21 protein-coding genes are annotated in these 23,116 nt (G+C 72.4%); 9 read left to right on the top strand and 12 right to left on the bottom strand.

The window, feature by feature from the left end:
• Window positions 1-4: 4 nt before the first annotated feature.
• A complete protein-coding gene (locus tag ACQP2O_RS37505; RefSeq protein WP_433173606.1) occupies window positions 5-961 on the bottom strand; it encodes a LysR family transcriptional regulator in 957 nt (318 codons plus the stop codon).
• Between the two features lie 140 nt (window positions 962-1,101).
• Here ACQP2O_RS37505 and ACQP2O_RS37500 point away from each other — a divergent pair, with 140 nt between their 5' ends.
• Complete coding sequence (locus ACQP2O_RS37500; protein ID WP_433173604.1) at window positions 1,102-1,983, top strand: NAD(P)H-binding protein; 882 nt, start codon at window positions 1,102-1,104, stop codon at window positions 1,981-1,983.
• A gap of 20 nt (window positions 1,984-2,003) precedes the next feature.
• Here ACQP2O_RS37500 and ACQP2O_RS37495 read toward each other — a convergent pair whose 3' ends face one another.
• From ACQP2O_RS37495 to ACQP2O_RS37480, 4 genes are all read right to left on the bottom strand, one after another.
• Window positions 2,004-3,062: an alpha/beta hydrolase gene (locus ACQP2O_RS37495; protein ID WP_433173602.1), complete on the bottom strand. Its 1,059-nt coding sequence runs from the start codon at window positions 3,060-3,062 to the stop codon at window positions 2,004-2,006.
• 144 nt (window positions 3,063-3,206) lie between these two features.
• Complete coding sequence (locus ACQP2O_RS37490; protein ID WP_433173600.1) at window positions 3,207-4,391, bottom strand: DUF2332 domain-containing protein; 1,185 nt, start codon at window positions 4,389-4,391, stop codon at window positions 3,207-3,209.
• Between the two features lie 205 nt (window positions 4,392-4,596).
• Entirely contained in the window at window positions 4,597-5,247 is a 651-nt protein-coding gene (locus ACQP2O_RS37485; protein ID WP_433191273.1) for an ATP-dependent Clp protease proteolytic subunit, read from the bottom strand.
• Between the two features lie 8 nt (window positions 5,248-5,255).
• Complete coding sequence (locus tag ACQP2O_RS37480) at window positions 5,256-5,873, bottom strand: ClpP family protease (protein ID WP_433173598.1); 618 nt, start codon at window positions 5,871-5,873, stop codon at window positions 5,256-5,258.
• Between the two features lie 123 nt (window positions 5,874-5,996).
• On the opposite strand from ACQP2O_RS37480, the gene ACQP2O_RS37475 reads away from it, so the two are divergent.
• Window positions 5,997-6,305 (top strand): type II toxin-antitoxin system Phd/YefM family antitoxin, encoded by a 309-nt coding sequence (locus tag ACQP2O_RS37475; RefSeq protein ID WP_433173596.1) that lies wholly within the window; start codon window positions 5,997-5,999, stop codon window positions 6,303-6,305.
• Between the two features lie 173 nt (window positions 6,306-6,478).
• Window positions 6,479-10,006, top strand: coding sequence for an AAA family ATPase (locus tag ACQP2O_RS37470; RefSeq protein WP_433173594.1), 3,528 nt, complete (start codon window positions 6,479-6,481; stop codon window positions 10,004-10,006).
• A 176-nt stretch (window positions 10,007-10,182) separates the two neighbouring features.
• Here the strand turns inward: ACQP2O_RS37470 and ACQP2O_RS37465 are convergent, their stop codons facing one another.
• The 4 genes from ACQP2O_RS37465 to ACQP2O_RS37450 all read right to left on the bottom strand — a co-directional run bounded on the left by ACQP2O_RS37465 (window position 10,183) and on the right by ACQP2O_RS37450 (window position 15,771).
• Window positions 10,183-13,311, bottom strand: coding sequence for an amidohydrolase family protein (locus ACQP2O_RS37465; protein ID WP_433173592.1), 3,129 nt, complete (start codon window positions 13,309-13,311; stop codon window positions 10,183-10,185).
• Window positions 13,312-13,545: 234 nt separating this feature from the next.
• The gene (locus ACQP2O_RS37460; RefSeq protein ID WP_433173590.1) at window positions 13,546-13,815 is read right to left on the bottom strand and encodes a hypothetical protein; all 270 of its coding nucleotides are present in this window, start codon (window positions 13,813-13,815) and stop codon (window positions 13,546-13,548) included.
• 73 nt (window positions 13,816-13,888) lie between these two features.
• A complete protein-coding gene (locus tag ACQP2O_RS37455) occupies window positions 13,889-15,262 on the bottom strand; it encodes a hypothetical protein (RefSeq protein WP_433173588.1) in 1,374 nt (457 codons plus the stop codon).
• A complete protein-coding gene (locus ACQP2O_RS37450) occupies window positions 15,259-15,771 on the bottom strand; it encodes a SigE family RNA polymerase sigma factor (protein ID WP_433173586.1) in 513 nt (170 codons plus the stop codon). The genes ACQP2O_RS37455 and ACQP2O_RS37450 overlap by 4 nt, the downstream gene beginning before the upstream one ends.
• 126 nt (window positions 15,772-15,897) lie before the next feature.
• Between ACQP2O_RS37450 and ACQP2O_RS37445 the strand changes: the two genes are divergently transcribed.
• Both ACQP2O_RS37445 and ACQP2O_RS37440 read left to right on the top strand, forming a co-directional pair.
• A complete protein-coding gene (locus ACQP2O_RS37445) occupies window positions 15,898-16,935 on the top strand; it encodes an LCP family protein (protein ID WP_433173584.1) in 1,038 nt (345 codons plus the stop codon).
• Window positions 16,936-17,103: 168 nt separating this feature from the next.
• Window positions 17,104-17,262: a hypothetical protein gene (locus ACQP2O_RS37440; RefSeq protein WP_433173582.1), complete on the top strand. Its 159-nt coding sequence runs from the start codon at window positions 17,104-17,106 to the stop codon at window positions 17,260-17,262.
• A 7-nt stretch (window positions 17,263-17,269) separates the two neighbouring features.
• Here ACQP2O_RS37440 and ACQP2O_RS37435 read toward each other — a convergent pair whose 3' ends face one another.
• Window positions 17,270-18,148 carry a DUF72 domain-containing protein gene (locus tag ACQP2O_RS37435; protein WP_433173580.1) on the bottom strand — a complete coding sequence of 293 codons (879 nt, stop codon included), beginning with the start codon at window positions 18,146-18,148 and terminating at the stop codon, window positions 17,270-17,272.
• Between the two features lie 23 nt (window positions 18,149-18,171).
• On the opposite strand from ACQP2O_RS37435, the gene ACQP2O_RS37430 reads away from it, so the two are divergent.
• A complete protein-coding gene (locus tag ACQP2O_RS37430; RefSeq protein WP_433173578.1) occupies window positions 18,172-18,657 on the top strand; it encodes a glutathione peroxidase in 486 nt (161 codons plus the stop codon).
• 11 nt (window positions 18,658-18,668) lie between these two features.
• On the top strand, window positions 18,669-19,118 hold the full coding sequence (locus ACQP2O_RS37425) for an LOG family protein (protein WP_433173576.1): 450 nt from the start codon (window positions 18,669-18,671) through the stop codon (window positions 19,116-19,118).
• A 10-nt stretch (window positions 19,119-19,128) separates the two neighbouring features.
• Here ACQP2O_RS37425 and ACQP2O_RS37420 read toward each other — a convergent pair whose 3' ends face one another.
• The gene (locus ACQP2O_RS37420) at window positions 19,129-19,716 is read right to left on the bottom strand and encodes a hypothetical protein (protein ID WP_433173574.1); all 588 of its coding nucleotides are present in this window, start codon (window positions 19,714-19,716) and stop codon (window positions 19,129-19,131) included.
• Window positions 19,717-19,815: 99 nt separating this feature from the next.
• Here ACQP2O_RS37420 and ACQP2O_RS37415 point away from each other — a divergent pair, with 99 nt between their 5' ends.
• Window positions 19,816-20,757 carry an oxidoreductase gene (locus ACQP2O_RS37415; protein WP_433173572.1) on the top strand — a complete coding sequence of 314 codons (942 nt, stop codon included), beginning with the start codon at window positions 19,816-19,818 and terminating at the stop codon, window positions 20,755-20,757.
• 106 nt (window positions 20,758-20,863) lie between these two features.
• Here ACQP2O_RS37415 and ACQP2O_RS37410 read toward each other — a convergent pair whose 3' ends face one another.
• Complete coding sequence (locus ACQP2O_RS37410) at window positions 20,864-21,400, bottom strand: methylated-DNA--[protein]-cysteine S-methyltransferase (protein ID WP_433173570.1); 537 nt, start codon at window positions 21,398-21,400, stop codon at window positions 20,864-20,866.
• A gap of 122 nt (window positions 21,401-21,522) precedes the next feature.
• On the opposite strand from ACQP2O_RS37410, the gene ACQP2O_RS37405 reads away from it, so the two are divergent.
• Window positions 21,523-22,947 carry a citrate/2-methylcitrate synthase gene (locus tag ACQP2O_RS37405; RefSeq protein WP_433173568.1) on the top strand — a complete coding sequence of 475 codons (1,425 nt, stop codon included), beginning with the start codon at window positions 21,523-21,525 and terminating at the stop codon, window positions 22,945-22,947.
• Window positions 22,948-23,116 lie beyond the last annotated feature (169 nt).

The raw sequence follows: 23,116 nt of genomic DNA, 5'->3' as shown, positions 1-23,116 counted from the left end.
CTGCTTATCGCCCGGCTCCTGCGGTGCTTCGTTCCGCGTCGGTGGCCACCACCGACGCGGCCGCGCGGACGAAGGCGGCGATCGCCGGTGAGCGCGCGTCCTGGGGCCAGGCGACGGCCAGTGTGGCGGGCTGGAGATCGCTGACCGGCCGGTAGACGATGCCGGGCAGCGGATAACGACGCGTCACCCAGGTGGGGAGAAAGCAGACGACGCCGCCCAGTTCAATCAGCCTGAAGATCTGGGTCAGGTCCGAGACCGGTTGCTGGGTCCCGGCCACGAGCTCGGGCCGTGCCGCCTGGGGCCGTGCCGTCTGGGGCCGCGTACGGTCGACGGCGTCGTACGGGCGTGCGGGCCCGTCCTCGCCGACGGGTGTTCCGTCGGGGAGCCTTCGGCCGGCCAGGTCGGCCAGCCGCAGAGACGACCGGGCGGCGAGCGGGTCGGTCGCCGCGAGGACGGCCAGGCGGGGTTGGGTCAGTAGCGGCTCGACGTCCAGCCCGCGGTCGTCGAAGGGGCTGACCAGCAGCGCGACGTCGGCTCGTCCGTCGCGCAGCGCCTGTGCCTGTTCGCCCCGTCCGCCGAGCACCAGTTCCACCGCCGGCGCCGCTTCCTCGCGCTGATAGGTGGAGAGGATCCGCGGCAGCAGCCCGGCGTCGTTGTCGGCCTTGAGCGCGAGTCGCAGCAGCGGGGCGGGCCGGCCGGCGTTCCGGGCCCGCCGGCCGGCCGCGGTGATCGCGTCGAGCGCGGTCCGGGCGTCCCGCAGGAGGACCTCCCCGGCCGCCGTCAGCGTCACCTGACGAGTGGTGCGCTCGAGCAGCCGCACGTCCAGCCGGCGTTCCAGCTCCCGGATCGCGCGGGACAGCGGGGGCTGTGTCATGCCCAGCCGCTGGGCCGCGCGTCCGAAGTGGAGCTCTTCCGCGACCGCGACGAAGTACCGGAGCTCCCGCGCCTCCAGGTCATTCATACTCGCAGGGTATCAATGGTGATCGGATCGGTCCTTCAGGTTCGTGCCCCGGCCGGATTGACTGCTCAGTGCCGTTCGCCGGCCCTCGTCGCCCAGCGCGCCGGACCCGGATGCGAATGCCCACTTCTCCTGGAGGTCTGATGATCGTCGTCACCACGCCCACCGGCCAGATCGGCCGGCAGGTCCTCGACAACATCCTGGACACGGAAGAGACGATCCGTGTGATCGCCCGCGATCCCTCCCGCCTCTCTCCGCGGGTGCGTGAACGCGTCGAGGTGGTGCCGGGGTCGCACAACGACCTCGGCGTCCTCACCGAGGCGTTCGCCGGGGCTGACAGCGTGTTCTGGGTCGTGCCCCCCGACCCGCGCGCCGACAGCGTCGAACGACACACCCTGAGTTTCACCCGGCCGTTGTGCGAGGCCGTGACGAGCCGTGGCATCCGGCGAGTCGTCGGCGTCTCGACCCTGGGCCGCGGTGTGGTGAAGAACGCCGGGCACCTGTCGGCGGCACTGGCCATGGACGACCTGATCGAGGCGACGGGCGTGAGCTACCGGGCCCTGCGGATGCCGGGCTTCATGGAGAACATGCTTCACCAGGTCGAGCCGATCAAGAGCCAGGGCGTCTTCTTCCTCGCGATCTCCGGAGATCGCCGGATCCCGACGTGCGCGACCCGCGACATCGCGGACGTCGCGGCCGAACTGCTGCTCGACGACTCCTGGACCGGGCAGGACGGCGTGCCGGTACTCGGGCCGGAGGATCTGTCCCCTGACGACATGGCGAAGATCATGTCGGAGGTGCTGGACCGGCCGATTCGCTTCCAGCAGGTCCCCGCCGGGGCGTACCAGGCCACACTCCTGCGGAATGGGGCGAGCGAGGCATGGGCCCGGGGAATGGCCGACATGGCCGCCGCGATCGATCGGGGCGCCTACAACGCCGAGCCGCGTACCCCGGAGAACAGCACCCCCACGGGCTTCCGGCAGTGGTGCGAGGAGGTGCTGAAGCCGGCCGTACAGCGGTCGTAACCGGTCAGCCGCCCGTGCCGTCAGGCTGCCTCGTCCAGGACCTCTTCGAAGATCTCGTCGACGGCCTCGGCGAGCTCGTCCAGAGCCTCGTCCTCGGCGGCCTCGACGTGGGAGCGCACGAACGCGGCCGCCTCGGTCATCGCCGCCCCGGCCTCGGGGAACAGGCGGTTGAAGAACTGGAAGACGTGCATCTGGCCCGGCCAGACCTGAAGCTCGCAGGAGGCGCCGGCGTCGGTGAGGGCCTCGACCAGATGCTCCGCCTCGGCGCGCAGCGCCTCGATGCCGCCGACCTGCACGAGGAACGGCGGCAGGTCGAGACCGGCGAGATCGAGCAGGGACAGGCGCGGGTCCGACCAGTCCTCGTCGCCGACGTAGAGCCGGCTGAAGTGCTGGGCCAGTTCGGGGCTGATGAAGGGGTCACGGCATTCCCGGTCGCCCAGCGCCGACAGCTCACAGGTGAGGTCCACCCAGGGCGAGAACAGCACGACGCCGGCCGGGGACGGCAGGCCGAGGCGGGATGCCTCGCCGACGACGGCCGCGGCCAGGTGACCACCGGAGGAGTCGCCCACGACGACGATCTTGGAGGCCGGGATGCCCTGGTCGAGCAGCCACCGGTAGGCGTCGAGGCCGTCCTCGAAGGCGGCGGGGAACGGGTGCTCGGGGGCGAGGCGGTAGTCGGGCACCAGGACGGGCAGTCCGGTGTCGGCCGCGAGCCGGCCGGTGATCGCGCGGTGGGTGCTCGGCGAGCCGGAGGCGAACCCTCCGCCGTGCAGGTACAGGATGGCGCCGTCCCCGGGCTCGGCCGGGAGGACCCATTCTCCGGGGAGCAGACCGTTCGACTCGTCCGCCAGGTCGTCCAGCTCGACGATGGTCACGGTCGGGTCGGGACGCAGCAGGCGGGCGCCGGTGTCGAGCGCGGCGCGCAGCAGGGACAGGGCGTAACGCTCCGGCAGGCGGTCGGCGATCGGCCGGAAGCCGATGCGCAGGGCGCCCGCCAGGGCCCCCGCCGGCCGGCTGGAGCCGGTGACGCCCGCGAGGGCCGTCTGCGTCCTGCTGGAGATCACTTCGAACACCACCATCGATCTGATTCACACCGATGATTGGATCGTGCCTCCGCGAGCAGGCCCCCAGTTAGGACCGATCTACCCGCATACGTACCTGTCCGGGGGTACGTAGGTAGTGCCGGGCGCCGTGATCACCACGTCATGTTCGTCGCGACACCGTCAGTCGGCGTCCGCGTTCGCCAACAGCCACTGGAAGTCGTCGGCCTCGTCCCGGGCCGGGGCGATCCAGCGCAGGTACGGGTCGGCCATGGCGAGCAGGGCGTCGTCGCGGTGCCCGGGGCCGAGCAGGCCGGCCCCGACGAGGAACAGCGCGTTGTGCCGGGCCACCGGGCCCGCCAGCGCGGCCAGGCCGGGGTCGGCGGTCGCGACGAGGCCGGGGGCCTCCGCGAAGATCCACGCCACCGGCCGGTGCGCGGCGGCTTGCCGGAGCTGAGCGGCGAAGGCCGCCCTGGCGTCGGCGCTGAGGTAGCTGAGCAGCGTGGCGGTGAAGACCACGACGGGTTCACGCCCCGGCAACTCGCCGATCAGCCGCGCCGTGTCGGTGATCGCGTCGCCCGGGACGACGGTCACGTCCGCGGTCGAGACGGCGAGGTCGATGGCACCGCGCAGGACCGCGAGGTCGTCGGTGTGCTCGGGCCAGATGAACGCCTCCAGCCAGGCGCGGGCATCGGGATCGGCCAGGTCGACCGGATGCCGGTCGATGCCCAGCCGGGAGGTGATCTCCGGGACCGGCCCGAAGATCTGGCCTGCGGAGGTGCTGCCGCCGCGTACCTCACAGGCGATCGTCACCGGCGAGGCCGCGACCGAGGGTGTCTCCTGGCCGCCGACGCGATAGCGGTAGCGGTCCAGGAGCAGGTTCAGGCCCGCACTGGCACCGACCTCGACCAGGGCGAGCGGTCCCGGCCGGCGCCGGGACACGTGATCGAGGCCCAGGCGAAGAGCCACGCAGCGGCGGATCTCGTTGGTCTGCGTGGACCTGTTGCGCAGCAGCCGGCCGAGCTCGTCACGGTGCCCGGCGCAGAACGCGGCGAAGGCCGGCACGAGCCCGTCGTCGATCGGTCGTCGGCCGCCGTGGACCGGGTAGTACTCGGCCGGCGCCGAACCGGGATCCGAGGCCAGGAGCAGGTTCACCGCAGCGAACAGCAGGCTGGGCCGCCGTTGCTCGCCGGGCGTGGACATGAGCAGGTCCAGCAGCCCGTCGTCGCCGGCGATGCCCTCGCTCAGCGCCTCGTACACCGGGGAACGGCCACGGCACTGCGTGGCCGCGAAGAACCGGAACAGCCGCCGGAGCCGCTGAACCTCGATGTCCCGGTCACCTGCGGGGTCGTCCGGTCGGTCTGACACGGCCCCGGAGCCTACCGCTCTGTCGGAGGCCGACCCCCTCGAAACCGAACAAGATCGGCGAGCACTGTACGGGTCTGCTTCCCAACCCGCAGGTCAGCGCGTTCCCGGGACGCCAGCGCGGCTCCTCGGGCGAGCCGGACGCCTGCGCGGCCTCCTCGCCCTCCCCGCCGGATCGGGGAGGGCGGGAGTCCGTCGCCGGGGCGCGTCAACCGGGCTTGCGGCTGGTGATGATCTCGTCGATCAGGCCGTACTCCCGGGCCTCCTGCGCGGTGAGGTAGCGGTCCCGCTCGATGTCGGCGCGGACCTGCTCGATCGGGCGGCCGGAGTGCCGGGCCAGGATGGTCTCCATCTGCTCGCGCAGCCGGATGATCTCCCTGGCCTGGATCTCCATGTCGCTGGTCTGGCCGTACCCGCCCTCGGTGCTCGGCTGGTGGATGAGGATGCGCGAGTGCGGCAGTGCGGCGCGCTTGCCGGTGGCTCCGGCGGCGAGCAGCACGGCGGCGGCCGAGGCGGCCTGCCCGATGCAGGTCGTCTCGACCTCCGGCTTGATGAACTGCATCGTGTCGTAGATCGCCGTCATGGCCGTGAGGGAGCCGCCGGGCGAGTTGATGTAGAGGCTGATGACCCGGTCCGGGTCCATGCCCTCCAGGGCGATCAGCTGCGCGATGACGTCGTTGGCGAGGGTGTCGTCGACGGGCGCGCCGAGGAAGACGATCCGCTCCTCGAACAGCTTGTTGTACGGGTTGCTCTCCTTCATCCCGTACGAGGTGCGCTCGACGTAGGACGGCAGGACGTACCGCCCGGTCACGGGTGCGAACAGGGAGCCGGCCACCGGACCGGTCACGGCATCGAACAGGGGAGCGGTCACGGGGCGACACCTCCGGCCTCGAGCGCGCTGGTGACGACGTGGTCGATGAGGCCGTAGTCGCGGGCCTCCTCGGCGCTGAAGTAGCGGTCGCGGTCGGCGTCGTGCTCGATCTGCTCGTACGGCCGCCCGGTGTGCTCGGCGATCAGCTGCAGGAACCGGTGTTTCATGTGCACGCTCTGTTCCGCCTGGATGCGGATGTCGGAGGCCGTGCCCCGGATGCCGCCGGACGGCTGGTGCATCATGATCCGCGTGTTCCGCAGGGCGTAGCGCTTGCCGTGGGCACCCGCGGTGAGCAGGAACTGCCCGGCCGAGGCGGCCATGCCGAGGGCGACCGTCGAGACGTCGTTCGGCAGGTACTTCATCACGTCGTACATGGCGAACATCGCGTCCATCGACCCGCCCGGCGAGTTGATGAAGACCTTGATGTCGCGCTCTCCGTCCTCGGCGGCGAGGAGCAGGAGCTGAGAGCACACGCGGTTGGCCAGGTCGTCGTCGATCTCCGAGCCGATGAAGACGATGCGCTGCCCGAGCAGCCGCTGGAAGAGCTGCTCGGAATGAACGTCCTTGGGCAGCTCGGTGACCCGGGCGCGCGGTTCGAATGTCGGAAAGTCCATCTGCGCCTCCTCGCTGCCACGCGTGCCCGCCACGCGTGGCCATGTTCACCGGTGCGCTTCCGCCCACGCCCCGGCGAGTTCTGTACAGAATAGCAAGAACGTACAGAATGATAGAATCGGCGTATGACACGAGAGGTCCCAGTGACGCAGGCCCGGGCCGAACTCGCGGAGCTCGTCAACCGTGTCGGGTACACCGGCGAGCGGATCGTCCTGACCCGGCACGGCAGGCCGCTCGCGGCGCTGGTCCCGGTCGAGGACCTCGAAGCGCTCGAGCGTCGGCCCGCGGAGATCGGCTTCACCCTGCCCCTGCCCCTGCCCGCCGAGGCGGAGCCGACAGGACCTGAGCAGCCGGGGCGCCCCGCCGGTCCGCTGCGCATCGCGGCGGAGCACCGCGACCCCGGCCCCTCCGGCCGCCCCGGCTGGAAACGCTGACCGGCCGCCGTCCTGGTCGGAGAACGCCGATCCGGCAGGGGCCACCCGCCGTCGGTAGAGGCCGCCCACCGGTGACACCGGCCTGGTAGGAGCCGCTCCGGGAAGGAAACGCCGACGCGACAGGGCCTGCCGATGGCTGCGACCTCCCTCCGGCGGGTCGTAAGGTCTACGTCGTGAGCCCCCCACGCCTACCGGAACACCTCGAACCGCTGCTGACGGAAGAGCCCGTCCTCGACGTGTACGCGCACGGCCCCTGGCGTGTGCCCGACGGGTTGTACGACGAGGTGCGCGAGCGCGCCCGCGCGTTCGACGCCGACGAGCGCGCCAGGGCGCTCACCGGCGGGCTCAGCGACTTCTACGCCCAGAACACCTCTGCGGCGGGCGCGGAGCTGTGGTCGCTGCTGACCTTCCTGCTGGGCGCGTCGGCGATCCGCGCGGGTTCCCGCGGCGACGTCGACTACGAGCTGCTGGCGCAGTTCCTGGCCAAGCCCGAGTCGCCGGTGCGCGACCCGATCGCCTGGTTCAGCCAGGGCGGGCGGTTGCGCCCGCCCGGCCTGTGGCTGGTGGAGAACGCCGGCGACGACGTCGAGCTGCGGGAGACGATGTTCGCCCTCGCCCGCGAGTCCCTCGACGTGTTCGCCGGCATCACGCCGCTGGACGAGCGCCGCCGGGCCCTGATCGCGATCTTCGACCGGCACGCGGAGGACCCCGAGCTGCGGGCGCGCGACCTGACGACGCCGCACGGCGAGCTGGAACGGGCGTGGGCGTCCGACCTGTCGGACGACACCCTGTCCGTGCTGCCCGAGCTGGCGGGCCCCACGGCGTACCTCGCGTGGGCGTGCTCCGGCTGGATCGCCGCGCACGAGCGCCTGCTCGCGGCGGCGCCCGGCGGGGATCCCCTCGTCACCGCGCTGGCCCGGCTGCTGCTGCAGGCCGACGCGGCCGCCGCGCCCGCCGACCTCGCCTTCGCCGTCGGGGTCGAGCGCTACGAGAGCGTGCAGGAGCGCTTCCAGCACCTGCGCGAGGGCTTCCGTGCCGAGTCGTGGCAGGCGGAGGTGCGCTCCTGGCTGGCCCGCGGCCTGGTCGCGGGAGAGGCGGACGCCTGCCGGGCCTGGCTGGACATGGCCCTGCGGATCACCGGGTGCGCGCAGGGGCTGCCCGACAGCGCGGTCAGCCCCAAGAGCCGGCTGCCGGTCCGCGGGTTCCAGACGGACCTGCGCCGCCTGTTCCGCGCCCGTACGGTCGTCAACCCGCTCACCGCCGCGTTCGCCGGCACGGCGCCCGCGGAGGAGGCGCGCGCCACCCAGGTGACGGAGGAGATCGGCGCCGACCTCGTCGGCCAGCCCGAACTGGCCACCGCGCTGTCCGACGTCCTGCGCACCGGCACGTCCCCGCGACCGGTTCGCGTCCTGTTCAGCGGGCCGGAGGCGACGGGGAAGGGCACGGCCGTCCGCCTGATCGAGCAGCGACTCACCGAGCGCGGGGACGTCCGCGAGGCCATCTGGGTCTCCGACCAGGTGTTCGCCAACCTCCACGTCAGCGACACGATCCTCTACCTCCTCGCCCGCGTCCGCGAGTGCCTCGAGGGACGGCTGCTCGTCATCGAGGGGCTGGACCGCATCCTCGCCCTGGAGCACTGCGGCACCGCGTTCGCCGAGGAGCTGCGCCGCGTCCTCGAACGCCACCAGAAGCTCCACGTCGTCGCGGCGTGCCGGACCGGCGGCGACGGGCGGATCTTCGACGCGAACCCGGCGCTGCACCAGCACTTCCGGGTCGCCCGCACGCGTGAGTTCGGCGAGGACGACTACATCGAGCTGTTCCGGCGCGCCGTCGCCCGGCGCGGCCTGACCGCCGCGCGGGAGACCGCCGCCACCGCCGGGCTCCTGCTCTCCCGCACCCCGCCGCTGCTGAACCTGCGCGGCGCGCGCCTCGTGGAGTACCTCGCCGAGCAGTGCGTGGCCGCGGTCACCGCGCGCGGGGAGACGGAGGTCGCCGTCGCGGACCTGCCGCAGCGGGTGATCCCCGGCGGCGCGGCCGACGCCGACCCGATGGCCGAGCTGGACTCGTGCGTGGGCCTGAAGTCGGTGAAGAACGAGGTTCGCCTCCTCGTCGCCGAGGCGGAGGCGGCCCGGATGCGCCGCGAGGCGGGCATGCCGGTCGCCGGCCGGCCGCGGCACCTGGTCTTCGCCGGCAGCTCCGGCACCGGCAAGTCCAAGGTCGCGCGGATCCTCGGCCGGATCTACGCCGACCTCGGCGTGCTGTCCTCGGGACACCTGGTCGAGGTCGACCGCTCCGACCTCGTCGGCGAGTACGTCAGCGAGAGCGGCCCCCGCGTCCGCCGCGCGGTCGAGCGGGCGCACGGCGGCGTCCTGGCCATCAACGACGCGCACAACCTCATGCCGGGCGAGTCGCCGCGCAACCGGGAGGCGATCGACGTCCTGCTGGCCGCCGTGCAGTCCCACCCGGAGGACCTCATCGTCGTCCTGTGCGGCCCCGAGGGCCCGATGAACGGCCTGCTCAAGGCCGACTCGGAGCTGGCGGCGTTCTTCCCCAAGCAGCTGCGGTTCCCCGACCTCACCGAGGACGAGCTCATCGAGATCTTCCAGGCGAAGGCCGCCGACGCGGGCTTCGCGCTGCGCGAGGGCGTGCTCGACAAGGTCCGCGACCTCGTCCACGCCGGGGCCCGCGACCGGGCCGCCGGGAACGCCCGCCTGATGATCAACCTGCTGGACCGCGCCGTCGCCATGCAGTCCCGGCGCGTCCTCGACGACGGGGTGCTCACCGACGACGAGTCCCTCGACGAGATCTTCGCCGAGGACATCCCCGGCACGCTGGCCGCCGGTGGGCACATCGACCTGCCGGGCGACCCGCTCGCCGAGATCGAGCGGCTCATCGGCCTGGACGCCGTCAAGCAGGAGGTGCGCCTGCTCGTCGCGGAGGCCAAGGCCGAGCAGCTCCGCCGCGACGCCGGCATCCCGATCGCCTCGCCCACCCGGCACATGGTCTTCACCGGCAACCCGGGAACGGCCAAGACCACGATGGCCCGCCTCCTGGCCGCCGTGTACGCCAAGCTGGGACTCCTGTCGTCCGGGCACCTGGTCGAGGTGTCCCGCCCCGACCTCGTCGGCGAGTACGTCGGGCAGACCGCGCCGAAGGTCCGCGCGGCGATGGAGCGGGCCATGGGCGGCGTGCTGTTCATCGACGAGGCATACGCCCTGACCCCCGCCGACTCGGGCCGCGACTACGGCCACGAGGCGATCGCCGAGCTGCTCAAGCTGATGGAGGAGCACCGCGCCGACATCGTCGTCATCGTCGCCGGGTACGAAGGGCCGATGCTGCGGTTCCTGGAGTTCAACCCGGGCCTGGCCTCACGGTTCCCGACCGTCCTGCGGTTCCCGGACTACACCGACGACGAGCTCGTCGCGATCTTCGAGGTGATGGCGGCCGACGCGGGCTTCCAGGTGGCCGAGGGCGTGCTCGACGCCGTACGCCGCCGGCTGCGCACGGCGGCCCGCGGCGAGTCGTTCGGCAACGCCCGGCTCATGCGCAACCTCCTCGACCGGGCGATCGCCCTGCAGGCGCAGCGCATCACCGGCCAGGGGGTCACGGACCGCGACGAGATCCGGCTCCTCCGCCCGGAGGACCTCCCGGAGACCGACGCCCCCACCGACCGCGACGAACGCCTGGGCCACTACCTGTGACCCGGCCTCGGCGCAGCGGCAGGGGCAGCGCCGAGCGCGAGCGTCTCGGGCACTGCCCGTGACCAGGATCTCGGCGTAGCGGGGCCGCCCGCCGACCGCGACAAGCGCCTCGGTCGTAGCGACAGGGCTGGGATCTCGGTCCTGTCGCTACGAGCGCCTGGGGCACTGCCGGTGAGTCAGGAGTCCACGCAGCAGGACCGCTTGCTCTCCTCCAGGTAGTGCGGGTCGTGCCACCAGTAGCGCCGGTCGGACGGATGCTCCGGGACGGGCGGCAGCATCCGGCTGACGGGCGTCGCGGCGGCGCGCTGCGCGGTGACGAACGGGGCGAGCAGCTCGTCCACGGTGTGCGTCTCCCCGTTGACCATCACCTGCCGGACGTCGGCGGCCTGCGTGATGTCCGTCAGGGGGTCGCCGCCCAGGAAGGCGAGGTCGGCGTACATCCCCGGTTTGATCTGCCCGAGGGGTTCGCCGAGGACCTCGCCGGGCACCCGCGTCGCGGTGGCCAGCGCCTCGTACGGGGTGAGGCCGTACTTCACCATGGCGCGGAGGTTCATGTGGGTGCTGACCGCCATGTTGGCGATGGGGGAGTCCGTGCCGGTGATGACCCGCCCACCGCCCCGGATCATGGCGGCGACCTGCGCGACCTGACGGGCGAGGTTCTGCAGGTTGACGGTCTGGTCGGTGGTCTTGGCCGTCGTCACCGCCGCCTGCAGGGCGGCGTACTCCCACGCCGGGTAGAGCGTCGTCACCCGCCGGTCGGTGACGAGCGAGGTGTCGTCCCGGAAGAGCGCCGCGGCTCCGAACAGCGTCGGCGTCCGGGCCGCGCCGGCGGCGTTGAAGATGTCGATGACGTCGGCGTATCCGGTGCCGAGCGCGGTCACCGTGCGGGAGTACCCCAGCCGGTTCGTGGCGCCGATGTGCTCCATGCCGTCGCCGCCGAAGGCGAACGCCGGATAGTGGTAGTGCGAGGTGGCGGGGACGCCGTGCCGGTGCGCCCACTCGATGACCGTCCGCTGCCATTCGGTGGGCAGCCGCACGTACGCCTTCATGAGGTCGTAGTCGAGCGCGCCGGCGCGTTCGAGCTCGAGGGCGAGCTGGTGGGCGTCGAACGTCGGGCGCATGAAGTTGTAGAAGATGCGCGGCCCGTCGACCGCCTCCCCGGTGGCGTAGTACCGGGGTGCGACGCGTACGCCGGACTGGAACGACTCGCGGGCCTCGACCATGTGGTACGCCGGGCTGCCCGGCGACCGGGTCGTCGTGACGCCCAGCGAGAGCCAGAGCCGGCCCTGGCGGTCGCCGTAGGCGTAGCCCTGCATCTCCCGGTGGTTGTGCATGTCGACCAGCCCGGGGATGACCACGGAGTCCCCGGCGTCGAGGATCCGGTCGCCCTGGCCGTGTCCGCGTGACTCGACGGCGACGATGCGGTGGCCCTCGACCACGATGTCCACGTCGTCGCGCAGCCGCCGCGCACTGCCGTCCCACATCCGCCGCGCGCGTACGACCGTGCGGCCTCGTGGCTGGGTGTTCATCCAGGTCAGCGGGGCCGGGACCGTACGGGTGCGGCGGCCGTCGGTGGACACGATGCGCAGGCGGCCGTTGTTCAGGTACAGCAGCTCGGAGGAGTCGCCGCTCCAGCTGACCGCGTCGGTGACCTCGTCGGTCACCTGACGCGGCTTCCCCGACGGAGTGCCGTCGGCGTGGACGTCGACCACCCACAGCACGCTGGCCACGACGAACGCCATCTTGGTGCCGTCCGGCGACCACACCGGTCCGTCGTCGCCGCGTGTCTGGATCGAGCGCGCGGGCAGCGGGTCGACGTACGTGCCGGCCCCCGTACGGCGGTCGACGAGGAGGATCTTGCTCAGGCCCTCGCGGTACCGCGCCGAGTACGGCTTGATCGCCGCCAGGGCGATGACGTTCCCGTCGGCGGACCAGGTCGGGCGGCCGGGCTCGAACGTCGCCGAGTAGACGCGTTGGACGTCCCCGGACGCCACCGCGACGGTGTACAGCGCCCCGGTCTGGTCGAGGAACGCCAGGTGCGACCCGTCGCGGGACCACGTTCCGGAGACCGCCGCCGCGCCCGGCAGGTTCGTGAGCCGGCGGTCCTGCCCGGTGTGCAGGTCCCGGATCCAGATGTCGAGTTTGCCGCCGCGGTCCGTCGAGTAGGACAGGTAACGGCCGTCGGGCGACCAGGCGGGGTCGCCCTTCCACCAGTGGTCGCGGGTGAGCGGCCGCGGCGCCTGCCCGATCTTCATCGTGTAGATGTCGTTCAGCGCCCGGAACGCGATCTGCCCGCCGTCGGGCGACAGCACCGGGCTGCCGATGCCCACGACGGGCTTCGGCGCGGTGGAGTCGAAGTCGCGCCGGCGCCTGCGGTACGACGGGCCGGCGACCGTGACCGGCGCGGTGAAGCCGATGTCGCGCGACCGCCCGCCGTCGAGGGACCGGCGGCGGATCCGGCCGTCCGCCGTGTAGACGAACTCCTTCGCCGAGGTCCACGACACCCGGAAGGGGAAGACCTCCTCGCCGGTCACCAGCGCATGGCCCGATCGCCACAGCTCGCTGCGGCCGTCCGCGATGAGCGTGTACACGATGTCCGCGCCATCGGGCGTCCAGGCCGGGCTGTGGATCACCTGTCCCGCCGGCACCGTCACGGCCGTACGGCGCGCGCCGGTCGCCACCTCGACGACGTCGACGCGGGTGTTCGCGACGACGAACGCGATGCGGGCGCCGTCCGGCGACCACGCCGGCTCGTACTCCTCGTCCGCCGAGTCGGCCACGAGGCTGACGGCCCCGGTGTCCAGCCGCAGCGTGTGGATGCCGTAACTGCCGGACAGATCCGACGAGAAGGCGATGCGGGTGCCGTCGGGGGAGAACCGCGGCTCACGGTGGTCGTACGGCCCCTCGGTCAGCCGGCGCGGGTTCGATCCGTCGGCGTCGATCACCCAGATCTCGAAGACGCCGTTGCGGTAGGACTGGAAGGTGAGCCGCCGCCCGTCCGGCGACCACTCCGGCTGCGCGATGTCCATCAGGTCGTCGGTCAGCCGGCGCGCGGGGCCGCCCGCCACCGGAACGGTCCACAGCACGCCGACGAGGTCGATCGCGACGGTCCGTCCGTCGGGCGACACCTGGGCGGCCAGATCCGTGCCCTCTCGCAGCCGCAGCGCACGGCCCGTCGGCTCCGCTCCGGGCGCCCGGGGCGCGGTGGCGCCCTCCGCCGGGGCCGCGACGTTCACCCCGATGCCCGCGATCGCCGCGGCACCGGCCGCGCCCGTCAGGAGATCCCGCCGTCCGATGCCCGCCATGGGGCTCCCATCCCGGGCAGCCGCCTGCCCGAACGCCGCCGTCCGGGCGCGCCGCATCACGCGCACCGGCCGCTGGGGTCACTCTTCCGCCGTCGCGTCACTCAGGTTCGTCAAGGACGCTAATCGCGCGGACGATCACGCGCAGCCGGTGTGTCCGGATTCGGCCAGAGGGCGCGGCTTAGAGCCCGCGTGGAATGGGCGCGGCGAGCCCGGCAGTCCATTCCACGCGGGCTCTTAGGCGTCGGATCGACGGAGATAGTCGAGATAGAGGGGGCGCAGCGCCTCGGCGACGTCGCTCTCACCCGCGTGGACCAGCTCGTTGAGCATCGCCGACAGATGGGAGATGTCGGCCTCCGCCTGGTCCGGGTGCCCGGAGGCCGCCTCGGCGGCGGGGATCGCCCTCAGCAGCCGCCACAGGAACCCGACGTCGACATGGCGCACCGCGCGCTCGACGGCCCGGTCGTGCAGCTCCTTGGACGACAGCGTCTCCAGGTCCTCCACCATGCCCCTATTCGACCACGCCCCGCCGCCGCCCGCCCCGCCGGTCTCCGGAGGCAGCCGGTGGGGCGGGCGGCGGTCACCATTTCGCGTCGCGGCCGAGCGCGGTCTCCAGGGGCGGAAGGCCGAGGCCGCCACGGGCGACGATCTTCCCCTTGTCGTCGAGCACGTGGTACTCGCAGGTGCGCAGCCGGTCCGCCGCGATCCCCACCTGGAACGTCGCGAGCCCGGTGGCGTCGGTCCGCCCCGCCGTCAGCATCGTGCCGTCGCTCCACAGCTCCACGCGTGCCCCCGACCTGCCTGGTACGTACACCGCGCCGAGCGCCCGCTGCTGGTCCTCCGGGAAGGTCGGGTCCGCGGCCACGGTCCAGCCGATCGGGCGCTGGGCGTCGGCGGCGTCGCGCACCTGTACCGCGCTCCGATCCTGGCTGACGCTGCCGTCCTTGTAGGTGTAGGTGTCCTGGACGACGCGGATCTCCGGTCCGGACGGGAGCCGGATGGTCGCGACGAGGACGTCGACGCCGCCGGGCAGCCGGGCTCCCCACCACAACCGGTAGCCGAGCCGGTCGCCGGGCAGCCCGAAGTAGCCGGCCGTGCCGTCCAGCAGCCCGCGGGCCTGCTCCGCGTCGACGTGACCGGCCGCCTGCGCGGCGGCCTTGCCGACCGCGGGCCAGTAGCCCGGGGCGTTCTCCGCGGTCATGGTGTACGGCACGTCCTGCGCGTCGCCGTACCGGCCGTCGATGCGGAACTTGACGCTGACCTGTGCGGGCTGCGCGCCGGGGACGTCGGTGAGCACGGCGCCCTGGTCGGCCGGGATCGTGCGCACGACGCGGTACGGGGTGCCGTCCTTGCGGTGGGCGATGGCCGGGGACACCTTGACCTCCGTCATGGTCGGCGGGCCGAGGAGCAGGAGCGGGCCGGTGCCGCCCGCGAACCAGATGATCGGTTCCGGGTCCAAGGGGACGCTGTCGTCGGCGAAGAGGTTGTCCTCCTTCAATGCGCGTGGCGCTGCTCCGGAGGGGCCGTACAGCACGTCGCCCCGCGCCGACCGCCCGCGTACGGTGACGACCACCGCGACACGGCGCCGCCCGTCGTCGTGCGCATAGAGAACGTGCACCATGTCGCTGTGGGGGTGACGGCGCAGCGCGTCCTCGCGCAGCGCTCCCAGGAACGCCTTGTCGCCGGCGAGCGAACCGCGCAGTGGCCAGCGCAGGGCGTCGGCGTGCCGTGGCGACATCGCGCCGACGCGGTCGCCCAGGTGGTTCAGCCCCGCGGGCACGCCGACCGCCAGGAGCGCGCTCACCATCAGTGCTCCGGCGACGACGGCCCGGCGGCGCCGCCGGTCGCGGACGATGCGACGCGCGGTGGCCGGATAGGGGGCGGGGCCGGTGGGGACGCTCTCGGCCCGGGCCGAGAAGGTCGCCCGCAGTTCGTCTTCGAGGTTCGGGCTCATCGGTCCCTCCGGGCGGTCTCGGGTTCGGGCTTCAACGCGACGCGCAGCCGGTCCAGGCCGCGCGAGGTCTGGCTCTTCACGGTGCCGAGCGAGCAGTCCAGGACGCGGGCCACCTCCGCCTCGGGCAGGTCCTCGAAGTAGCGCAGGACGAGGATGGAGCGCATCCGCGGCGGCAGGGTCAGGACCGCCGACCACAGCTCGTCCCGCACGTCGTAGGCGGCGTGCGGGTCGGGTGAGGGTGGCTCGGGCAGGACGTCCGTCAGGTGTTCGGCGACTCTCTTCCGGCGCCATCGGCTGTTGTTGAGGTTGACCAGGATGCGCCGCACGTAGACCTCGGGGGCGTCCGACCGCCGGATGCGCGTCCAGTGCCGGTGCGTCCGGACCAGGGCCGTCTGCACCAGATCCTCGGCCTGCCCGTGGTCGCCCGTCAGTAGGTACGCCGTCCGCAGGAGGGCGTGCCACCGCGCGGTGACGAACTCCCGGAACTGCTCTTCGGCTTCCGCGTTCACACGACCTCAGACAGCGTGAGGACGCGAAAAGGTTGAACCGCACTCCGGAGAATGATGATCCGGATCGGGTGAATCATCCGCAAAGGTGACGCGAGCACCGGTTTCTTACCCCTACGGTAGGTGACCATGAGTAATCGGCCGGAGCACGGACGGGTCGGCGCGCCAGCGTACGCCGACACGCCGGGATCGTACGACCATGACGTGGCGCCGCGGCGGCGGCGCCGCTGGGGACGGCGCCTGCTGATCGCTTTCCTCGTCCTCCTGCTGCTGCTCGTGGGCGTCTACTTCTACCTGGACTCGCGGCTGCACCGCATCGACGTCTTCGAGGACTACGCCGGGCGGCCGGGGGACACGCCGGGGACCAACTGGCTGATCGTCGGTTCCGACAGCCGCGAGGGCCTGTCGGCGTCGCAACGCAGCGAGTTCAAGACCGGCAAGGCCGCGGGCCGGCGGACCGACACGATGATGCTGCTGCACATCGGCGACCACGGCCCGACGCTGGTCAGCCTGCCCCGCGACTCGTACCTCCCGATCCCCGGCCACGGGTCGAACAAGCTGAACGCGGCCTTCGCCTTCGGCGGCCCGAAGCTGCTCGTCCGCACCGTCGAGCAGGCGACGAAGATTCACATCGACCACTACGCGGAGATCGGCTTCGCCGGGTTCGTCGGCATGACCGACGCGGTCGGCGGCGTGAAGATGTGCATCCCCGAGGAGATGAAGGACCACAAGGCCGGCATCGACCTCAAACCGGGCTGCCAGACGCTCAAGGGCGGGCAGGCCCTCGGCTTCGTCCGCAGCCGCGCCTTCGCCCGCGCCGACCTGCAGCGGGTCGAGAACCAGCGGAAGTTCCTCTCCGCCCTGGTGCACAAGTCCACCAGCCCCGGCGTGCTGCTGAACCCCTTCCGCATCATCCCGTTCGCGCTGCGCTCCACCGACAACTTCGCGGTCGACCAGGACGACCATTTGTACAACCTGGTGGGCTTCGCCTGGGCGATGCGCGGCATCACCGGCGGCGACGGCCTGACCACGACGGTCCCGGTCGGCGGCACCGGCTCGTCGCCCAGCGCCGGGGAGTACATCACCTGGGACACCCAGCGCGCCGGGACGCTCTTCCGCGACCTGCGCGAGGACCAGCCGGTCCCGCGGAGCTTCGGCACCCGGTGAGCCCGCCGGGAGCCCGGAAGCCGGGCTCCCGGTTCACCTCCCGGCGCGGCAGCCCCTTCGGAAACTTTTGCCGTTTCAGGTCACCGCTTTGCGGGGAGTCCCTGCTGGTCGCCGCCATAACTGGGAAGTTACTCCATGTATCTCACGCGATACGGGGAGTGACTCGCGATGAAGAAGACCTTCAAATGGGGGGGCCTGGCGTTCCTGGCGTTCTACCTGATCAGCCGCCCGCACAACGCGGCGAACGTCGTACACGGAGCACTGACCGGCGTCAGCGGCGCGGCGAACTCGCTGTCGACCTTCGTCAGCGACCTGCCGAACAGGTAGCGCACGCTCACACGGACGGGGCGAGCAGCGCGGCCAACCGGGCCGCGTTGCGCTGCGCGTAGTCCCGATAGCAATTATTGAGAAGCACGTGCGTCGTGTCGGCGTCCTCGGCGAGCCTCCGCAGCCGGGGCGCCCACTCCTTCAGCTCCCGCTCCTCGTACAGGTAGCCGAACCGCTCATAGATGTTCTTGCTGGTCCACTTGTCGGAGTGGCCGTGGAACCGCACGACCGCCAGGCCGGACGTCGCGGCCAGCACCGGCGGGATCGAACTCGCGTGCCCCTGCGGCATATCCACGCTGACGTACGGCACGTCGTACCTGCGCAGGAAGTCGAGGGTCTCCTCGCGGTTGTCCTCGCTCATCCAGGTGTGGTTCCGGAACTCCACGCAGACGCGCATCGGCTCGCACCGCCGTTTGGCCCGCAGGATGTACTCCTTGTTCGCCCGCCCGATCGGGAACCACTGCGGGAACTGGAACAGCAGGGCGCCGAGCCGGCCCGCCTCGTGCAACGGCCACAGCGACTCGAGGAACCGCTGCCAGACCTCCTCCGCGACGTCGTCGGGGACGTCCCGCAGGTACAGCGTCTTCTTGTCCGGCACCCGCTCCCGCAGCTCCTTGTACAGCGCGGCCGGCCGGGTGGGGTGCTGGGTGAGCAGGGAGAACGCCTTGACGTTGAACGTGAAGCCCGGTCGGGTGCGGTCACGCCAGTAGCCGACGGTCCGCTCGGCGGGCGGGGAGTAGTACGTCGAGTCGACCTCGACCAGCGGAAATCGCGACGCGTAGAACTTCAGGCGTTCCTCGGCGGTCTTGACGTCCGGCGGGTACCAGTCGGTCTCGAGCAGGGTCTTGTCCGTCCACGACGCGGTGCCGACCAGGATGTCGCCCATGCACCCAGACTAGGATTCCCATTGTGTCGATCTATGATGTGGACATCCAGCGCCTTCAGGGCGGGCCCGCCGACCTCGGCCAGTACCGCGGCAAGACCGTGCTCCTCGTGAACGTCGCCTCCAAGTGCGGTCTCACCCCACAGTACGAGGGACTGCAGAAGCTCCAGGAGACCTACGCCGACCGCGAGTTCACCGTGCTGGGCGTGCCCTGCAACCAGTTCGCCGGCCAAGAGCCCGGCACGTCGGAGGAGATCGCCGAGTTCTGCTCGACGACGTACGGCGTCGACTTCCCGCTCACCGAGAAGGTCGACGTCAACGGCGACGACCGGCATCCGCTGTACGCCCAGCTGGTCGGCGTCCCGGACGCCACCGGCTACACCGGCGACATCCGGTGGAACTTCGAGAAGTTCCTGATCGGTCGGGACGGCACGGTCGTGGCGCGGTTCGACCCGCGCACCGAGCCGGACACCGACGAGCTCGTCGAGGCGATCGAGAGAAACCTGCCCTGATCCAGGTGGCGGTGTGCGGTCCCAGCGACTGCACCGACGCGGAGCGCGACGCGGCGCATGAGGTCGGCAGGCTGCTGGCCGCGCGCGCCGCGGTCGTGCTGTGCGGCGGATACTCCGGCGTCATGGCGGCGGTCGCCGAGGGCGCCCGTTCCGCCGGTGGCATGGCGGTCGGCGTCCTGTCCCGCGCCGACCGTGAGGGCGCCGCTCCGGGGCTGAGCGCGGCCATCGCCACCGGCATGGGCGAGGCGCGCAACGCCGTCCTCATCGCCTCCGCCGACGCCGTCATCGTCATCGGCGGTTCGTGGGGGACCCTCTCGGAGCTGGCCCTGGCCAAGCGGCGCGGCGACGTTCCCGTCGTGCAGCTCGGCGGCTGGCAGGTGCTCGACGAACGCGGCGAGCCGCTGCCCGGGATCCGGCGTGCCGCGACCCCGGAGGAGGCCGTCCACCTGGCGGTCCGGTAGGCGGGCCGTGTCAGGCCAGGAGTGCTTCGATCCGCGCGACCGAGTCCGGGCCGGCGAGCTCCACGGGCGGCACCGGCCCGTCGGCGAGGCGATCGGCCAGCGCGGAGACCGCCTCGGCGCGGCGGGCGACGTAGTCGACCTCCTCGTCTCGCGGTGGGCGGCCGTGCAGGAGAGTGGCCACCTCCACCAGCGCGAGGTGACCGGCGTCCAGCGCGATCCCGGGTCCGGTGGTGCGGCGCAGCCGCTCGTACGCGGTGACGAGACGGCGCACCGCGGGATGGGACACCTCGAGCGGCTCACCGCGGTGAAGCGCCTTGGCGTGCCGCCGGAGAGCGCGACGGCGCATCACGCGCAGCACCGCCGCCTGCGTGGGCAGCACCAGTCCGAGCGCGAGACAGGCGACCGCCACGACGGTCAGCCAGACGGGCAGGTGGGCGACGACGACCGCGGCGAGTAGCGCGGCACCGCCTGCGGCGAGTACCACCTCGGGGACCCCCATCCCCGTCTCCGCTTCTTCGGCCGGTAGACGGCGGTCCTCCACCGCCGGCGCGTCGACGAGCGGGCCGGGCCGATGCGGGACGATGACCTGCGACGACATGATCCGATTATCGACCGGGTCGGCCCCCGTCAAACGGACGTCGGTTCAGCATCCCCGGAAGATCCCCGAAACCGAAACGCGTTCTAGTATGGTCCGCCAATGGAGGTGGCGGACATGGCCAAGTGGACGACCGGTGAGATCCCCGACCTCGCCGGGAAACGAGCCGTCGTCACCGGCGCCAACAGCGGCCTCGGCCTGTGCACCGCGCTCGAGCTGGCCCGCCACGGCGCCACCGTGGTGCTCGCCTGCCGAAGCGCCGAACGCGGTCGCGCGGCTCTGGACCGGATCCGGGCGGCCGCACCCGGGTGCGACGTGGCCCTCGGCTCCCTCGACCTGGCGGACCTGGCCTCGGTGGGGGCCTTCGCCGCGGAGCACGGTACGACCGGGCTCGACCTGCTCGTCAACAACGCCGGGGTGATGGCGCTGCCGCGCCGGACCACCGCCGACGGGTTCGAGTTGCAGTTCGGCACCAACCATCTGGGCCACTTCGCCCTCACCGGCCTGCTGCTGCCCGCCCTGCTCGACCGCCCCGGCGCGCGGGTCGTCACGGTCACGAGCATGATGCACTGGCTCGGAAGCCTCGACTTCGACAACCTCGACGGCGAGAGCCGGTACGGGAAGTGGGCGGCCTACTGCCAGTCCAAGCTCGCCAACCTGGTCTTCGCCAAGGAGCTCGACCGCCGCGCCCAGGGGCGCCTGACCAGCGTCGCGGCCCACCCCGGATACGCCGCGACCAACCTGCAGCAGGCCGGGCCCCGCATGAGCGGCAGCCGGATAGGAGAGGTCCTCAACGGTCTGGCCAACACGGTCGTCGCCCAGTCCGACGCCGCGGGCGCCCAGCCCATCCTGTACGCGGCGACCGCTCCGGAGGTGCGCGGCGGACAGTGCTACGGCCCCCGCGGGCCGGGTCAGAGCAGGGGAGCCCCGCGCCGCGTACCGACGCGGCGCAAGGCCGACGATCCCGAACTCGGCCGCCGTCTCTGGGAGGTCTCCGAGCAACGCACCGGCGTCATCTACGACACGCTGCGGCAGGAGCGATAGCTCCAGGGCGGCACGGACCGATCAGCCGACCGCCCGCTCCAACCACAGGGTGAGGTCGTGCACGCGAATCTCAGCTCAACGTAATCGAGACGCGACTCTTCGTCGTCTAGGACAGCGGTCCGGCGGTGGGATCCCAGTCCAAGGTGGCGGGGATGGCGCCTTCCATGGTGAGGAGCCAGCGCTTGACCTCGACGCCGGAGCCGCCGCTGTATCCGCCGAGGCCGTCGGTGGCCACCACCCGGTGGCAGGGAACGACGATCGGGATCGGGTTGGATCCCATGATCGAGCCGATGGCCCGCGCGGGCACGCCCGTGCCGCTGAGGTCGGCCAGCCCGCCGTACGTCACCGTCTCCCCGTACAGCACGCCGGCGTACAGCTTCTCCAGGACCTCGCGCTGGGCGCCGGACGTGTGGCGCCAGTCGATCGGCAGGTCGAAGGCCCGGAGCTCGCCCGTGAAGTAGGCGGCCAGCTGGTCGCGCACCGGTTCGGTGCGCGCCGGTGCGTCGACCAGGGGGAGCCCGGCCCTCAGCCGGGCCCGGGCGCGGGGCGTGTCCCGGAAGGACAGCCCGCTCAGACCTTCGGCGGTGCAGGCGAAGGCCAGCCGTCCCAGCGGCGTCTCCAGAGTTCCGATCGCGACATCCACCCCTCCTTCTTACCAATCGCCAGGGGCCGACGCTCGCGAGAATCCGACATCGTGGTCGTTCGGAGCGCCGCCCGGCGCCGCGTTCGATCAATGTTGATGCTTCGTCAACTACGGTGGCGGTCGTGGAGGAGACGGCGGGTGAGTGGATCGACGCGGCCCGGGCGGCGGAACGGCTGGGGGTCAAGCCGGCCACCTTGTACGCCTATGTCAGCCGTGGAGTGCTGAGGCGGCGGCGCGCGCCGGACGGGCGGCGCAGTCTCTTCGACCCGGCCGAGATAGAGGAACTGGCCCGCAGAGGACGGCCACGGCGGCCGCCCGGCGCGAGCGAGCTGGTCATCGAGTCGCGCGTCACCGCGCTGGGCGACGACCGCCCGTACTACCGGGGGCGCGACGCTCTCACCCTCGCCGGTTCGGACGACTTCGAGGCCGTCGCCGAGTGGCTGTGGGCCGCTGAGCCCTCGTCGGCGCGCGATGACGCGAGTCGGCCAAGTCCGCAGGCGGGTGGCGACGCCTCGCTGTCGGGTCCGCAGGCGGGCGGCGACGCCTGGCAGTCGGGTCCGCAGGCGGGTGGCGACGCCTCGCTGTCGGGTCCGCAGGCGGGCCGCGATGCCTGGCAGCCGAGTCCGCAGGCAGGCGGCGACGCCTGGCAGCCGAGCTCGCAGGTGGGTGGCGACGCGTGGCGGGCGAGTCCGCAGGCGGTCGCGGTCGCGCGGGCGGCCCAGTCCGGTCTGCCGGGAGAGACCCTGCCGCTGGACCGGCTGCAGGTGATCACGACGGCGCTGGCGGCTGCCGATCCGGTGCGCCTCGTCTTCGACGCTCCCGCCGTCGTCGCCCTGGGCCGGCGGCTCATCGCCGGAATGGTGGAGTCCCTGCCCGCCGCCCGTGGCGAGGCCGATCCGCCGGACGGGGCGTCGATCGCGGCGCGCCTGTGGACGCGCCTCACTCCTCAGGAGCCGCGGCCCGCGGCGGTGCGCGCGCTGAACGCCGCCCTCGTGCTGCTCGCCGACCACGAACTGGCCGCGTCCGCGCTCGCGGCCCGCGTCGCCGCGTCGGTGCGCGCCGACCCGTACGCCGTCGTGACCGCCGGGCTCGGGGCGGCGGGAGGAGGCCTGCACGGTGGCGCCTCGCTCGGGGCGGAGGCGCTCCTCGCCGAGATCTCCACACCCGAGCGGGCGGCGCGGGTCATCGGCGAGCGGCTGCGCCGAGGCGAGGGCGTCCCGGGATTCGGGCATCGCGTCTACCGGCTCCGGGACGGCCGCGCCGGATGCCTGTTCGGCCTGGTCCGGGACGCCGCGCCGGGCCACGAGCGGCTCGCGGCCGCCGAGGCGGTGCTGGCGGAGGCGCGCGGTCGCGGGCTCCCCGGGGTGAACGTCGACTTCGCGCTCGCGACGCTCGGCGCCGTGACCGGGATGGGGCGCGGAGCGGGAGAGGCGATCTTCGCGGTCGCCCGTACGGCCGGTTGGCTCGCGCACGCTCTGGAGGAGTACGCCCGGGGCACGCCGCTGCGCCCGCGCGCCATCTACACGGGCCGACCCCGCGCCATGTGACGCCCCGCCGACGATCTCGCGTCTCCGCTCGTCACGGGTGCGGCCTCATGACGGGTGACTCCGCCCCGGGTGGCCATGATCTCGCGCCTCGGCCCGTCACGGGTGCGACCACACCGCCCCGGGTGGCCATGCGTCTCCGCACGTACGGGGTCGGCCTTGTGCCGGGTGA

This window comes from Actinoallomurus sp. CA-150999 (assembly GCF_050942425.1).
In the GTDB taxonomy this organism is placed as follows: Bacteria; Actinomycetota; Actinomycetes; order Streptosporangiales; family Streptosporangiaceae; genus Actinoallomurus.
The sequence above is the reverse complement of the archived record's forward strand: the minus strand, read 5'-3'. Positions and strand labels throughout refer to the sequence as shown.